Genomic DNA, 15,517 nt, shown 5'->3' with positions numbered 1-15,517 from the left:
CAACCTAAAAACACGGCATACGTTTAACAAAATATTTAGTGAAGAGCCTATTAAATTTAATGTTTTAATATTATATTTACATCACTTAAATTAGCCATATAACACTTTAACATTGATACACTCGTAAAATCTAAATGAAATAAATACCACAGTTAGATTCATTATGTATTTAAAGAGACCAAATATAATATTATACTAAAAAGTTAACCTAAAACAAATAACAATATCAAAATAAGGTAGAGAAAGACAAAAACCTATATAATAATACCTCATTTTAACAATTCTTTAAAGGAAATTCCTGTTTATTGTCGAAAAATAAAAGGAGTTTTAGCTAGGATTATACCTACAAATAATATGGTGATTCTTAGAAAAAATAATAGGATTTTTAATAGTTTGCTTTTATTCTATTGGTGGGTTGGTTTGATTTTAGACCATCCACTCACAACAACCCTGTTTTCGAGTTACAGGCTCTAAAATAAAAGTAACCTCTCTATAGCGTGTTGATCACTATACAGAGGTTGTTCATTTTATATTTTAATTAAAATCTTCCCTTGATGCTGACGACTTTCCATCAAATCATGGGCTTTCTGCATATCTTCTAATGCAAAGATATTAGCAATTGGTACTTGGAAACTTTCATCCTTCAACAAAGCAAACATCTCCGGTGCAACTTGTTGTAGCATTTCAGGCTTGGAAGCTCGAGTCGTTCCAAGGCTAAAGCCTTTCACATTGCGACAGCTACTATGTAAATCAGATGTTTTTATATTCCCAGCTTTACCACCGCTATTTCCAAATTGCACTAGCGTACCATACGGAGCTAAACAGTTAAAACTCTCTTCCGTAATATTCCCGGCAATGGAGTCAAAAATAATGTTAACACCATGACCATCCGTATATTCATTAACTTGCGCACTAAAATTATCGTATGTCAGTACATGATGTGCACCTAGTTCAAGGGCAATTGTCGCTTTCTTCATATCACCAACTGTACCAATAATCTTCTTGGCGCCTAGCTTTTTCGCCATTTGAATCAACATTGTCCCTGCCCCACCAGATGCAGCATGAATTAATACGCTATCATCTGAGCTAATTGGAGCGATTTGATGTGTCAAAAGGTAGGATAGAAACAAAACCGTTGGCACAGCGGCCGCCTTTTCCAAAGGGACATCATTCGGAACTTTAAAGACGAGCTGCTCTTTGGCCACCACATATTCTGCATAGGCTCCATTTTTCGGGAATGCAATAACTTGGTCTCCCCTTTTAAAATTACTGTTCCCCTCAAAAACCTCTTCAACTACACCAGCTACATCTAAACCGAGTATCATCGGAAAATTTGCTTTTGCTTTATTACCTGTTCTATTTTTAATATCAGCAAAATTCACACTCGTATATGTCGTACGTATTAATACTTCCCCCTTTGAAATGGTAGGCTTTGGACATTCCACATACTTTAAATCATCAGAAGTGCCAAACTCATTAATGATCACAGCCTTCATAAATTTCCCCCTCCTTGTTATAGTAAAAGTATAAAATAGAATAATTTCCATAAAAAGAGACAAAAGGAGATATTACATGTCCACCTTTCTTTCAAAAAATAAAACGCTATTTTATTTACTTTCACTCTATTGTCAACAGAATGGCGGCACCTTTCATCTACAGCAATTAGCTACCTTATTAAAAATAAGTCCTAAACAATTGAATCGTTATCTTAAATTATTTCAGAAACACAATTGGCTACTTTATAAAGCTGGGAATGGGCGAGGACACTTGTCCAAAATTCAATGGCATGGAGATATTGAACAAATTATTGTAGATCAGCTTAAATCCCATCTCTCTACAATGACTATGATGGATTGGGGGGAATTATTTGCATTTCCTAATCTAACGGATTCTTTAGCAATGAACTTAAAGCATCTTTATCAACAAAATATAAAAAACAATATCCTATATAATGAGCGTTTGATTGTACCTATCTACCACCCTATTTATACTTTACAGCCTAATCAAGTAAACGATGTTTATAGTGCTGCACTTTTATCCAATTTAACAAATCGTTTAGTTGAAGCAGATGCGAATGGTAATATTATTCCTTCTCTTGCGCACCATTGGAAAGTTAATGACAAAACATTGCGTCTTTATTTACGAAAAAACGTTGCCTTCCATAATGGCGATTTACTAACAGCACATGATGTAGCTTGGTGTTTGCGCCAACTACTACATCTTCCTTTATGGCAGCCTATTCGAGAAATTATCATTGTTGATATGTGGACAATTGATTTTATTTTTTCGGAGTCTTGCACATACTCACTACACTTACTAACAGATATACAAGCGAGTATCTATAAAATTAAAGATAATGTAGTTTTCGGAACAGGTTCATTTGCAATATCAAAACATACACCCCATCAAATTGTTTTAGAAGCATATGACAATTATTTTGGCATGCGAGCATTATTGCATACGGTAGAATTAAACATACTTCCAAAAGGATCCAATTCGTTTTATCAAACTAATTTATCAAATGACATTAATCGTAAAAAAATAAATATCCAAAACGGGGTTTGTGCAATAATTTTAAATAAAAACGAAGAGGCTTGTTCAACTAAAGCGCAAAGGCAACATATTAAAAACATAATACATAAGTATTTATATAAAGCTATTCAAAAGGATTCTTCATTACAAAATCATTTAAGTAGTTTTGGTAATACCATCTCACCACTATGTAAAAAAGAGATTTTAAAAATCGGTGCGCCTAAAGGGAAAATCAATCTAAACCAATGCTTAATTTCATCTTTAATAAAGTATGGTTATCTCCCTCAAATAGAAACATTAACACTATCTCAATATATTAAAGATAGTATCCAACCTCTTAAGTACGATGCATTTGTTTATACGAATGTCACAACTGTAAATAGTGCTTTTCACAAATTGCATGCCGTGTTCAACCCCGTTTCTCCAATTTATAAAGTATGCAAAGAAGATGAATATTTTATAAATATCTTTGAAAAATTTAAATTAGCCACGATGGCAGAATGGCCGTTACTTTTCGATTCTTTAAACAACTATTTAATTGAAGAAGCTATTTTGATACCATTATTTACACATCTCGATGATATACCATTTGCCCACGATATTTTAAAATTGGACTTCAACCACTTAGGGCACATCGACCTTTCAACAATTTGGTATGACAAGGAGGAATTATGATGAAAATCAAACCGCGAAAAGAACAATACAATGATGTTACATACAATTACTTTGATTTAAAAAGTAACAAAGTATGCTTTATGTTCTCTGGCACAGGCTATACGTTTGAAAAACCACTTCTTTATTATTCCACTCAGCTGATGCTAGAGCTTGGCTATGATGTAGTACAAGTATGCTATGTATTTGCCCAAAAGCAATTTGAGCAGGAACCAGAAGCTATTTCAGCAATGGTTTATAATGCCGCGAATCCTGTTGTGGAAAATGTTTTAAGTACAAAATCTTATACCGAAGCTGTATACATCGGAAAATCACTCGGAACATTGCCTATCACAGATTTTTATATGCAGCAGTCTCCACCTATTCCTTCTCGTTATGTACTTTTAACACCCCTACTGTCACTTGAGTATGTTATGAAAAATTTGCTTGGAAAGCAGGCATTTCTAGCAATCGGTACAGCTGACCCTCATTACTCTAAAGAAAGTTTAGAACAACTTTCTTCACATAAGCTTGCTATTGTAGAAAATGCTGACCATTCTCTTGAAATAGCAAATCATACAGTTGAGTCGATGATTCTTTGTCAGTCACTATTAACGGGGCTTAAAGCTTATCTTCAATAAGAATATCGGAACCTTTTCAAAGTTTATCGTAATATTTTTAAAATTCGGTCTTTACCAAAATTACAAACATATGCTACACTATCAAAAATACATTGAAGAGAAGAGTAAATAAGGCTGTTCTTCCCAGAGAGCTCGGGTTGCTGAAAACGAGTAAGAACGAATTATTGAAACAAGCCTCGGAGTAGCGCATTGGATTCTGCTTGAATGATGGTGCGACGGGAACTCCCGTTACAGAGTAACAGTATAAGCATAAGTGTTTATGCCGTACTGAAAAGGCTATTATGGCGACATAATAGCGAACTAGGGTGGCACCACGTGAGTATAAATTCCACAATCTCGTCCCTAAGACAAATCGTCTTGGGGGTGGGATTTTTTTGTTTTAGTTACTTGTCATAACTACAAGGAGGAATTTATATGAGTATGAAAAAATTTTTAGAAGCGTGGCGTTATCCTGCTATATTATTGTTTAGTATTGGTGTTTCCAGCGTTGGAAGCTGGATCTATTTTATAGCTTTAAATCTTATCGTCTTCAACCTCACAGGGTCAGCTATAGCTGTGTCCGGTTTGTATATCGTTAGAGCGTCATCTACACTTTTTGCCAGCTTTTGGTCAGGTAGTTTGGTAGATCGTTTAAATAAAAAATATCTCATGATTGGTCTCAACCTTTTCGAATCTTTACTAATTGTCATACTACCTTTCTTCTCTACGCTGACTTGGATATATTTCATGGTCTTTGTGATCACAATGGCTAGTTCTATGTATCATCCAACTTCCATGACCTACATTACGAAATTAATACCAATTGAACAAAGAAAACGTTTTAACGCCCTTCGCAGCTTACTTGATTCTGGCGCATTCATAACCGGTCCAGCCATTGCAGGACTGCTGTTTACGATTGGAACGCCTAATATGGCGATTTACTTGAATGCGATTGCTTTATTTATTTCAGCCTGTATTACATTAGGTATGCCTAATGTCGAAGCCAATCAACAGCTGGCTAGTAAAGCAGATGAGGAAATTTCCTACAAGGTATTATTCAACGATTGGAAGCTTGTTATAAGATTTAGCCTTAAAAATCCTTATATTATGATGATCTACTTTTTATTTAGTGCGATACTTGTCATGATGACAGCAACGGATTCTTTAGAGGTTGCCTTCGCTACTCAAGTACTTTCATTATCCGAAGGTGAATACGGTGTTTTAGTAAGCGTAGGAGGTGCTGGTATATTAGTTGGTTCTTTAATGAATACAGCAATCGTTGGAAAAATACCAACTGCTTGGCTTATAGGTTTGGGATCACTTATAACAGCTTTAGGCTATTTAATTTCTACATCCTCTTATACATTTCTTATAGCTTCTTTAGGATTTTTTATTATATCCTTTGCAACAGCCTTTGCCAATACGGGCTTCCATACCTTTTATCAAAACAATATTCCTGTCGATAGTATGGGGAGAATAGGAAGTATTTACGGCTTTGTAGAAGCCTTGTTCATTATTATCATAACTGCCATCTTTGGAGTTGCAGCTGAAATCATATCTATTCGATATGTTGTTGTATCTGCAGCCATCATCATGTTTGTAGTAGCAACGATACTGTTAATTTTTAATGTTCAACCTTCGAAGGCCAGATTTTATAGCAATATTTCAGAACTCAATGACTAGAAGAAGGTTTGATGCCGTCGCTTCACTTTCGAAGTAATAGCGATATAAAAATAGTAGCACCTCCTATTATAAGAGGTGCTACATAAATGTTGGGATAAGACATAATGGTATTCTGCTGTCGTGCCGATTGCTATGTTCGTCGCTTCGGCTCTTCTTTCCAACGCTTTGACTGATCTTTCCGTCGCTTTAGCTCTGCTATCCGTCGCTCTGGCTCTTCTTTCCGTCGCTCTAGCTCTTCTTTCCGTCGCTCTAGCTCTTCTTTCCGTCACTTTGGCTCTTCTTTCCGCCACTCTGTCGGGGCTATCCACGATTTCGATGGTTCTATCCACGACTTTGACGATTCTATCCGTCACTCTGATTTCTTTCCGTCGCTTTAGCTCTGCTATCCGTCACTCCGGCTCTTCTTTCCGTCGCTCTAACTCTGCTATCCGTCGCTTCGGCTCTTCTTTCCGTCGCTCTGATTTCTTTCCGTCGCTCTAGCTCTGCTATCCGTCACTTTGACTCCGCTTTCCGTCGCTCTGGCTCTGCTTTCCGTCACTCTGACTCCGCTTTCCGTCGCTCTGGCTCTTCTTTCCGTCACTTCAGCTCTTCTTTCCATCGCTCTGATTTCTTTCCGTCACTCCGGCTCTGCTTTCCGTCGCTTTGACTGGTCTTTCCGTCACTTTGGCTCTTCTTTCCGCCACTCTGTCGGGGCTATCCACGATTTTGGCTGTTCTATCCACGATTTCGATGGTTCTATCCACGACTTTGGCCGCTCTATCCACGACTTTGACGATTCTATCCGTCACTTCGACTCTTCTTTCCGTCGCTCTGACTGGTCTTTCCGTCACTCCGGCTCTTCTTTCCGTCGCTCTGGCTCTTCTTTCCGTCGCTTTGATTCCTTTCCGTCGCTCTAACTCTGCTATCCGTCGCTTTGACTGGTCTTTCCGTCACTTCGGCTCTTCTTTCCGTCGCTCTGATTTCTTACCGTCGCTCTAGCTCTGCTATCCACCGCTTTGACTGGTCTTTCCGTCACTCCGGCTCTACTTTCCGTCTCTCTGACTCTTCTTTCCGTCTCTCCGGCTCTTCTTTCTGCCGCTCTAGCTACCCTAATAAAACAAAAAAAGGGCATGAATTCAATATTACTATTGATTCATGCCCTTAAAATATTAATACGCTAAGCCGAATAGCGCTTTAATGTGTGTAAGATAGCGAATGTTAGACGCTTCTTTCATAAGTGTTGCTGGAAGACCTTTAAGTTGTGTGTTGCTAGCACCGATAGTCGCAACAGCGTCTTTACGGCCTAAGCTTGCAAGTGTACCCGAATTAATTGCAGAGAAAGGTTTCATCTCTTGGTTTTTGTATTGTGCGAATAGGTTGTAACCAGCGCACTCACCCATTTGCCATGCAACTTGAGCAGTTGGTGCGTATAGCGGACGTCCGCCATCAGCTGGTAATGCTACAGATGCATCACCGATTACGAATACATCATTATGAGATGTAGATTGTAAAAACTCGTTAATCGTAGCTTTACCGCGGTCAGCAGCAAGGCCCGACTCACCTACGATTGGAAGCGGAGCTACCCCACCTGTCCAAATAAGTGTATTGGCAACGATTGATTCGCGATCTTTAAGAGAGATGACGTTACCATCAACACCTGTTACAGGAGTACCAGTGATGAATTCAACACCACGTTTTGTTAAGCTTTCAGTAGCACGTTGGATAAGTACATCTGGAAGTACTGGTAAGATTTTTGGACCAGCTTCAACAAGCTTGATTTTAAGGTCAGCAAAGTTAACACCGTGTTTTGCTGCGATTTTCGGGAAGTTGTCCACGATTTCACCAACAAGCTCTACACCTGTTAAACCGCCACCACCGATAACGATCGTTGCATCTGCTTCGTCTTTTGTTTGTGCATATGCTTTAATACGGTCTTCGATATGTTTGTTAATTTTGTTTGCTTCGTTCACTGATTTAAGTACCATTGAGTTTTCTTCTAATCCAGGGATACCGAAGAATCCAGTTTGGCTACCTAAAGATACTACTAAAGTATCGTAATTTAAAGTATAACCATTGTCTAGGTCCACTTTTTTAGTGTCTACATTAAATTTTGTTACTTTAGCAATTTGTAAATCAATATCTAAACCTTTAAAGATTTTTTTAAGTGGTAAAGCAACAGCACCTTCAGCAATAGTACCACCAGCTAAACGGTGAAGTTCAGTGATGATTTGGTGTGTTGGGAATTGGTTTACAACAGTAATTTTAGCTTCATCAGCTGATAAATACTTGCGTGCAGTTAATGCAGTTAAAACGCCAGCGTAACCAGCACCTAAGATGACGATTTCTTTTGACATGATTAATTAATCCTCCGTCCTTACGTTTTGAATATATCTAAAGTCGAGTCTTATTTAGCTTTACGTTCAGCGCTTACTTGTAAGAAAGCATTAACAAAACGGAAAACACCTTGAACTTGTGGGTCTTTTAACATTTTCATAAGACCGAATAAACCAATTACTTCTTGGCTTTCAGACGCACGGTCTTTCGCTTCAATTGCAGTAGCTGCAAGGTTTTTAGCTGAGCCTACTACTGGGCCTGCCATTTCCGTTACCGCACCAACAGTATCATTTTTCAGTACTTCGTCAGTTGCAACAGCTTGAGCAAACTCATATGATTTTGTTAATAACGTCATCATTTCAGTTAACTTAGGTAATTGTTCAACTAAAGTTGTAAGTGATTCCTGAACCTCAGGCTTTAATAATTGATCTAGCACATCCAATTGTTCTTGACTCACAGTTAATTGTTCAGACTGTGTTTGGTTATTCGTTTCTGACATTTTGAACTCTCCTTTGCCATCACTATCACTATTTTAATTTTATTGCTTCCATGTAAAAAAGACCATTAAGGCACTTCTTAACAGTCGTTACAGCGCGTATATCTTACAAATCACCAGTCTCAAGAGCTGGATAGCAATTTGTATAATTTGTTATTACAATGTTAACTTTATTTCGCAAAAAGTGCATCATAATTCCATCCTTATCTTGTCTTGGTGACGTTACAACCTCCATTATAAGGTTGTTTGTACATTATTTCAATGAGCTAAATCACAATTTCGACAATCTTTTCAAAATTCATTGATTTGTAACTATATATCGTAGTTAAGTTTACTTTTTGTCCCTACTGTTTAAAAATATAATATATATTTTTGAGCTCGAAGGATCATTACCATAACGTGTGGTTGATTTCCATTCCGACTGGGCGCTTTGTTGTTGCTGACGCTTCGCTTTCGCACAGAGCAAAGCTTCCTGGGGGCATCGGATGAGCCGCTTCGCTCCAGGGTCTCGGGCCAACAGATGTTTTTGCGCAAAAGTGAAGCGGCAGCGATGTTGGTCACGAAGGCGTTATCACAGGATGTGTTGGTTTTAGCCTTCGTTCCTCTATTGCTAATCCCCAACCTCCACCCCAATCAACTTATATGAGGCGTACTTTTTAACAAATGTCATCCACCATTTTAAATATCTCTGTATAACACTTTATTTTTATTTGGTCTGTTTAAACTTCCCCTTCATCCTGCATGTAATACGCAATAAGTAAAAATTTATCGCCTACATTTTTTGATTTATCGACCAACTTTTTAAGTTTATTGACTACTAATTACGATTTATCACCCAAATTGCCTCATTTATCGATAAATCATATAAAAGACCTGTTAGAAGAAAAATTCTACTAACAGGTCTATATATCAAAATTATTTAGTTGGTTTTTTCATATCCATAGAAGCCGCTGAGCTTTCAATTTTTACACGTTTTAGGAAGAAGGCAAGCACTAGCGCAAGGACTGTAACACAAGCTGCTATTAAGAATGAGTGTGTAATACCATCTAATAAAGCAGTTTGTGTAATCTGATCCTGCATTTGTTGCATTTGTTCTGGCGTTGCTGCAACACCTGATTGCGCTGCATTGGCTTTTGCTTCTGCAATTAAATCTTCGGCTGTTGCTTTTGTACGGTTATTCATGAACGTTACCATCACAGCACTACCAATCGCCCCTGCCACTTGCTGTAAAGTATTATTAATAGCTGTACCATGTGGGTTCATCATTTGTGGTAATTGGTTTAAACCGTTTGTCATAATTGGCATCATAACCATTGACATACCGAACATACGAATTGTGTACATAGACACGATAAATGTATAGCTTGAATCTAATTCTAACTTTGTTAAACCGAATGTCGCAATTGTTGTAATCGTTAAACCGATAACCGCTAGTAGACGCGGTCCAAATTTATCAAAAAGTTTCCCTGTAATCGGCGACATAATCCCCATTACAAGTGCCCCAGGAAGCATCATTAAGCCTGCTTTAAATGGATCAATTCCTCGAATCGATTGTACATAAGCAGGTGTCAAAATCATACCCGAGAACATAGCCATTGACACGATAACCGAGATAGCTGATCCCAATGCAAACATTGGATATTTATAAATACGTAATTCTAGTAAAGGCTGATCCATACGTAGTTGTTTAAATATGAAGATGATTAAAGCAAGAAGGCCAACTGAAATTGTGCCATATACCCAAGGACTTGACCAGCCCTTATCCCCTGCAGTACTGAAACCATATAGAATACCACCGAACGCAACTGTTGATAATAGTACTGATGGGAAATCTAACTGAACTTTGCGTGTCTCCATCACGTTTTCTAATTTCCAAATACCAAATAATAAACTAATAACCGCAAACGGAATAATCATTTGGAATAGCATGCGCCAATCATGGTGCTCAACAATATATCCTGATAATGTAGGACCAATCGCTGGTGCAGAAATCATAACTAAACCGAAAATCCCCATCGCTGCCCCACGTTTTTCTTTTGGGAAGCTAATTAACATTACATTCATTAGAAGTGGTGACATACTTGCGGCACCTGCTGCTTGCACCATACGACCTGCAAGTAACATACCGAAGTTAGGTGCAAAGCCAGCCATAATTGTACCGATTGTAAAGACTGACATCGCTACAATAAATAAATGTCTATTTTTAAAGCGTGTTACGAAGAATGCTGAAGCAGGTACTAAAATACCACTTACAAGCATATAACCTGTTGCTAGCCATTGTACCTTTGAATACGTTATGTCAAAATCTTTCATGATTGTTGGTAACGCAACGTTTAACAATGTGTTATTAAGAAAAGCAACAAAAGCACCCACAAATAAAATACCAATCATGCCATAGGGGGGCTTTTGCAGTGTTTGACCACTATTCATTTATATCCCTCAATTCTTTCTTGTTTTTTTCGATAAAACTTATTTTATACTCGCAGTCTACTTTTTTCAAGAATTAAGATTATATTTTTTAAAAACATTGATATATAGGCGTTTTATCTATAGAATAAGAGTATAATATTTTAAAAAAGGTGAGGTTATGAACAAAAGAAAAAGACAAATCATTACTGCTGCTCGTGCTCTTTTTATTGAAAAAGGATTCGTGGATGCGTCGATTAACGACATCATCAGTGCAGCTAAAATTTCAAAAGGTACATTTTATAATCATTTTTCTTCTAAAAATGAATGCTTAATCGCCATATTAGATGAAGGGCGTGAGGAGGCAAGTAATCGCCGCCACGAACTTCTTTACGGCAAAGATCCTACTGATTTGGAAGTATTAACACAGCAAGTTGCGGTACTCATGTATGTCAATCGAGAACATAATTTAATTCAAATTTTTGAATCGGTTTTCCATTCTCGTGATAATGAACTGAAAAAAATTATTTTAAACTATCATTTACAAGAACTGGAGTGGCTTGCCAATCGACTTGTTCAAGTTTTCGGAGAAGAAGTTAGTCCAATTAGCTACGAATGTGCTGTGCAAACACTTGGTATGATTAACCTTTCAATACGTGCTGTCTTAATTGCTGATTATAAATATATAAATCGCGAAGCCATTGTACGTGTAGCATTACGCAATATTAGCGTAATTATACCCGTTATGCTTGAATCAAAAGAAATCCTCATTAGTACGGAAATGATCAACACGATACAAAACGTCGCGAACTATAAAACTGTAGATAAGGGAACGGTCATCGAGCAATTAACAGGCTTTAAAAAAGGATTGTCTAAGAATGAAACAGCGGAAGGCTTAGAGTATGTGGAATTCTTATTAGAGGAACTACAGCGCGAAAAGCCAAAGCTCTTTATCATCGAATCACTTCTTACACCTTTCCGTAAAGCATTCGTTGGAACCGAACACGCAGAAGAGGCACGTGATATCGCTAATAGCTTATGGCGCTATGTAAAAATTGAGCGACCATCAGAGCGTTGCATCAAGTAAATTAACCACATAAACAAAAGGAGCTATATAGAAAGTCAAACACTCACGACTTTCCATATAGCCCCTTTTTTTGAGCTTCTATCCTATTTAATTAATACGATAAAACAGACTCCTTAGGATTAGCGTCTGCAATTACTTAACTTGACGATCTTTCGGTCCTATCCAAAAACCAATCACAATGCTAATAGCTACTACAAGAAAAGGTGCGTACAAAATAATAAATTGATTCATTATAGTTCCCCCTATGCATGGTGATCATGTTTACCGCAAGCATAATCACGATCAAACACAAACCATTTCATTACTAAATAAAGTGAAGGTATGAGTAGAACCAATCCTCCAACAAACGCTATCACTAATGCAATTGCCATTGTTTCATTTGTAAAGCTATCATAGACTGATATATACGGATACAGTAAATACGGATAATGTGAAATACCATAACCGAAGAATGCAAATCCAAATTGGGCAACCATTAAAAAGACAGCTATGCCATAGTTTTTCTTTTTAAATAAAAGAATTAGCGTTATAAGAAATAGCACACCTGAAACCGCGAAAAGCCACCACAGATCTAACATATTTTCGTAATGCTCAGGCACATGTCCCTTTAACTCCACCATAATCCCTATTACACTTATTATGAGCGGCAAAGACCAACCGAGTGCATACTTTCTCATTAAATTAGAAGCATGTTCATCTCGCGCTCTTTTCCCATACCATGTTAGGAAAACAGCTGAAATATACAAAACTGCCACTACACTTAATAGCACAATAGACCACGTTAACGGACTGGTGAAAAGTTTAGCAATTTGTAAATGAGGTTCTTCGTTTACGATTTTTACGAACCCTCCCTCAGATATCGTTAATACAATAGATAGGGATGCAGGTATAAATAAACCAGTAATTCCGTACATCATAGTATATCCGATATGTCCGCCTTTTCCACCGTAGGATTCAAATGCATAATAACTCCCTCTAATTGCAATTAATATTAATGAGATACTGACTGGCACTAGCAAAATTGTGCCATAATAATAAGCCGTTTGAGGAAAGAAGCCTACCGTTCCAACAAAGAAAAATACAAGGAAGACATTTGTAATTTCCCACACCGGAGATAAATAGCGCTTAATAACATTTGCTAATATATGATCTTTACCAATTAAGACACTATAAGCATTAAAGAAGCCCGCTCCAAAGTCTATGGACGCAACAATGACATAGCCGAATAGAAATAACCACAGTACCGAAATTCCTAATATCTCTAAGCTCATTGCCCTGCACATCCTTCCACTTGTTGATGTTCTTCAATTTCACGTTCAATCGGATTGTTACGGAACATACGAATAAGTACTACGATACTTCCTACCGCTAATACAATGTACAGCCCTGCAAATAGTATTAGCATAGTATCGACTTGGCCACTTGTTGTAGCACCTTCCGCCGTTTTCATATAACCACGAAGTATCCAAGGCTGACGCCCTACTTCGGCAAACCACCAGCCTGCCTCAACAGCAATAAGCGATAATGGACCACCTGCCACTACTATTCTCTTAAAACTTTTTGAAGAAATAAACTTCCACCCTCGCAACTTACCTAGCACATAAATAGCTGCAACGACAATTAGTAAAGTTCCGATAACTACCATGACGTCAAACAAATAATGGATATAAAGTGGCGGCTGTTCGTCCTCAGGAAATTGATCTAAACCTTTTACTTCTGCAAAAGGATTATTATGCGCCAATACACTCAATGCGTACGGTATTTTGATAGCATATTTTACCTCTTCTCCATCTAATACTCCAAATAACATAAGCGAAGCATCCTCTTTTGTTTCAAAATGCCATTCAGCAGCAGCTAATTTTTCTGGTTGATATTCCGCTAAATACTTCCCAGAAAAGTCACCTACAATCAGTGCTGCTAGCGAAAATACTAGTCCAAGTTTCAATAAAAGATGTAATGCTTTTTTATGATACACATGCTTCGATCCTCGTAGCATACGATAAGCAGCAATAGAAGCTAATAAAAATGCTGACGTCATATAAGATGTTACTAATACATGCGCTACCTTCGTTGGCATTGCAGGATTTAGCATTGCTAATACTGGTTGAATATTTACAAGCTCTCCATCTACAAGATCAAAGCCCTGCGGTGCATTCATAAAGGCATTCACAATCGTAATAAAAACGGCCGACATAGAAGCACCAATAGCTACTGGGACCAATAATAATAGATGTCTCTTTGGATTTTTGAATCGGTCCCATGTATATAAATAAAGCCCTAAGAAAATCGCTTCAACAAAGAACGCAAATGTTTCCATAAACAATGGTAATGCGATCACCTGTCCAGCCAACTCCATAAAGCTTGGCCATAGTAGTGATAGCTGCAATCCTATCGCAGTACCAGTGACAACCCCGATTGCCACAGTAATCACAAACCCTCTTGCCCATCTTCTTGCTAGTAATAAATAGTGCTCGTCATTATTTTTTAATCCAACCCATTGAGCAATCATGATCATTAAAGGTATACCGACGCCAATTGTTGCGTAAACGATATGGAATGACAATGTTAACTCTGTTAAGGCACGACTCCACATTACAGCTGAATCATTCATTTTATTTCATCTCCTAGGTACCAAAAATTCTTCCAATGATTGAAAGAAACATTATCCCCGCTACTAAAAAACTTATAATTATTAGCTTTTTTTCATGTGACTTATAGGCAACCACTTTTTGTTTTTTCATCATAATAGATCAACCCAAATTTTAATCGCTGTCGCTAAGATGAGTACGGCCAAAATACTTTGCAAAATTTTCGTATTCATTTTTTTACCTACTTTTGCCCCAAGAGGAGCCGCCAGTAAACTTGCCACTATCATAATACCTGCGGAATAGTACTCGACTTGTCCTGTCATTAACTTACCGATTGTTCCACCAATCGATGAGATAAACGTAATAGCTAAGCTAGTGGCAATCGTCATGCGCGTTGGAATCCCAAGTACTACAAGCATTATCGGTACAAGCAAGAAACCACCTGCAGCACCAACGATCCCTGAACCAATCCCAACAATAAATGCTAAAATTGCAGCTAAAGGCTTGTTGAAAGTTACTTCATTCATTGACTTATCATCAATTTGTTTCTTAGGAATAAACATCATCACAGCTGCAATCAAGGCTAAAATACCGTATACGACATTCACACCGTTTTCAGATAAAAACTGTGATCCGTAGCTCCCAACAAAGCTACCGGCTAAAATTGCTCCTCCCATATAAATAATGAGGGGCTTGTTAAGGTAACCACCTTTTCGATATGCCCAAACGCCTGCAATCGACGCAAAAAACACTTGTACTGCACTGATTCCTGAAACTTCATGTGCTGAAAATGCTGCTAAACCAAAAAGTGGCGGTATATATAGTAGCATTGGGTATTTAATGATTGAACCGCCGATGCCCAACATACCGGACACAAATGAGCCAACGAATCCAATCAGGAAAATCACAATTATAAATGTAATATCCATCGTTCTTGCATCTCCTTTTATTCATGTGCTTTCAGTATAGTCCTGCTGCAATTTCAGACATATAGGGGTTTTCCACTATTAGCTTACTCACTGTGACAATATTAAAAATTATCTCTAAAAAATAAAAAAAGATCACTCATATTTCAAGTGATCTTAGCTTGTCGGCAAAGGAATAATTATAAAAAATGTGTATCCATCAATTTCACCTTGGC

Annotated in this window: 15 protein-coding genes and 1 other annotated feature; of the genes, 7 read left to right on the top strand and 8 right to left on the bottom strand. The window is 37.6% G+C overall.

The features are described from left to right. Nucleotides 1-527: 527 nt before the first annotated feature. Nucleotides 528-1,496, bottom strand: a complete 969-nt coding sequence (locus ABH966_RS18220) for a quinone oxidoreductase family protein (protein ID WP_370080811.1) — start codon at nt 1,494-1,496, stop codon at nt 528-530. A gap of 76 nt (nt 1,497-1,572) precedes the next feature. On the opposite strand from ABH966_RS18220, the gene ABH966_RS18215 reads away from it, so the two are divergent. The 6 genes from ABH966_RS18215 to ABH966_RS18190 all read left to right on the top strand — a co-directional run bounded on the left by ABH966_RS18215 (nt 1,573) and on the right by ABH966_RS18190 (nt 6,630). Further along, nucleotides 1,573-3,207: an ABC transporter substrate-binding protein gene (locus ABH966_RS18215; RefSeq protein ID WP_370080809.1), complete on the top strand. Its 1,635-nt coding sequence runs from the start codon at nt 1,573-1,575 to the stop codon at nt 3,205-3,207. Then, on the top strand, nt 3,207-3,824 hold the full coding sequence (locus tag ABH966_RS18210; RefSeq protein WP_370080807.1) for a hypothetical protein: 618 nt from the start codon (nt 3,207-3,209) through the stop codon (nt 3,822-3,824). Before ABH966_RS18215 ends, ABH966_RS18210 begins: the two co-directional genes overlap by 1 nt. Nucleotides 3,825-3,907: 83 nt before the next feature. Next, nucleotides 3,908-4,171, top strand: a binding site (T-box leader). A gap of 67 nt (nt 4,172-4,238) precedes the next feature. Further along, a complete protein-coding gene (locus tag ABH966_RS18205; RefSeq protein ID WP_370080805.1) occupies nt 4,239-5,486 on the top strand; it encodes an MFS transporter in 1,248 nt (415 codons plus the stop codon). 120 nt (nt 5,487-5,606) lie between these two features. Next, nucleotides 5,607-5,966: a hypothetical protein gene (locus tag ABH966_RS18200; RefSeq protein WP_370080803.1), complete on the top strand. Its 360-nt coding sequence runs from the start codon at nt 5,607-5,609 to the stop codon at nt 5,964-5,966. Nucleotides 5,967-5,983: 17 nt separating this feature from the next. Next, the gene (locus tag ABH966_RS18195; protein ID WP_370080801.1) at nt 5,984-6,382 is read left to right on the top strand and encodes a hypothetical protein; all 399 of its coding nucleotides are present in this window, start codon (nt 5,984-5,986) and stop codon (nt 6,380-6,382) included. 17 nt (nt 6,383-6,399) lie between these two features. Next, complete coding sequence (locus ABH966_RS18190; RefSeq protein WP_370080800.1) at nt 6,400-6,630, top strand: hypothetical protein; 231 nt, start codon at nt 6,400-6,402, stop codon at nt 6,628-6,630. Nucleotides 6,631-6,634: 4 nt separating this feature from the next. Here ABH966_RS18190 and ABH966_RS18185 read toward each other — a convergent pair whose 3' ends face one another. The 3 genes from ABH966_RS18185 to ABH966_RS18175 form a co-directional block, all read right to left on the bottom strand. After that, complete coding sequence (locus ABH966_RS18185; RefSeq protein ID WP_370080798.1) at nt 6,635-7,819, bottom strand: NAD(P)/FAD-dependent oxidoreductase; 1,185 nt, start codon at nt 7,817-7,819, stop codon at nt 6,635-6,637. Nucleotides 7,820-7,869: 50 nt separating this feature from the next. Beyond that, nucleotides 7,870-8,298, bottom strand: coding sequence for a helical membrane plugin domain-containing protein (locus ABH966_RS18180; RefSeq protein WP_079563022.1), 429 nt, complete (start codon nt 8,296-8,298; stop codon nt 7,870-7,872). Nucleotides 8,299-9,210: 912 nt separating this feature from the next. Continuing rightward, complete coding sequence (locus tag ABH966_RS18175) at nt 9,211-10,725, bottom strand: DHA2 family efflux MFS transporter permease subunit (protein ID WP_370080796.1); 1,515 nt, start codon at nt 10,723-10,725, stop codon at nt 9,211-9,213. Nucleotides 10,726-10,882: 157 nt separating this feature from the next. Between ABH966_RS18175 and ABH966_RS18170 the strand changes: the two genes are divergently transcribed. Next, the gene (locus ABH966_RS18170) at nt 10,883-11,788 is read left to right on the top strand and encodes a TetR/AcrR family transcriptional regulator (RefSeq protein WP_370080794.1); all 906 of its coding nucleotides are present in this window, start codon (nt 10,883-10,885) and stop codon (nt 11,786-11,788) included. Nucleotides 11,789-11,920: 132 nt separating this feature from the next. Here ABH966_RS18170 and cydS read toward each other — a convergent pair whose 3' ends face one another. From cydS to ABH966_RS18155, 4 genes are all read right to left on the bottom strand, one after another. Further along, the gene (gene cydS / locus ABH966_RS27080; RefSeq protein WP_386846937.1) at nt 11,921-12,019 is read right to left on the bottom strand and encodes a cytochrome bd oxidase small subunit CydS family protein; all 99 of its coding nucleotides are present in this window, start codon (nt 12,017-12,019) and stop codon (nt 11,921-11,923) included. An 11-nt stretch (nt 12,020-12,030) separates the two neighbouring features. Further along, complete coding sequence (locus tag ABH966_RS18165; RefSeq protein ID WP_370080792.1) at nt 12,031-13,059, bottom strand: cytochrome d ubiquinol oxidase subunit II; 1,029 nt, start codon at nt 13,057-13,059, stop codon at nt 12,031-12,033. Beyond that, nucleotides 13,056-14,399, bottom strand: a complete 1,344-nt coding sequence (locus ABH966_RS18160) for a cytochrome ubiquinol oxidase subunit I (protein ID WP_370080790.1) — start codon at nt 14,397-14,399, stop codon at nt 13,056-13,058. Before ABH966_RS18160 ends, ABH966_RS18165 begins: the two co-directional genes overlap by 4 nt. A 129-nt stretch (nt 14,400-14,528) precedes the next feature. After that, nucleotides 14,529-15,305 carry a sulfite exporter TauE/SafE family protein gene (locus ABH966_RS18155; RefSeq protein WP_370080788.1) on the bottom strand — a complete coding sequence of 259 codons (777 nt, stop codon included), beginning with the start codon at nt 15,303-15,305 and terminating at the stop codon, nt 14,529-14,531. Nucleotides 15,306-15,517 lie beyond the last annotated feature (212 nt).

The sequence above is a fragment of the Lysinibacillus sp. RC46 genome (assembly GCF_041262385.1).
Classification (GTDB): domain Bacteria; phylum Bacillota; class Bacilli; order Bacillales_A; family Planococcaceae; genus Lysinibacillus.
The sequence above is the reverse complement of the archived record's forward strand: the minus strand, read 5'-3'. Positions and strand labels throughout refer to the sequence as shown.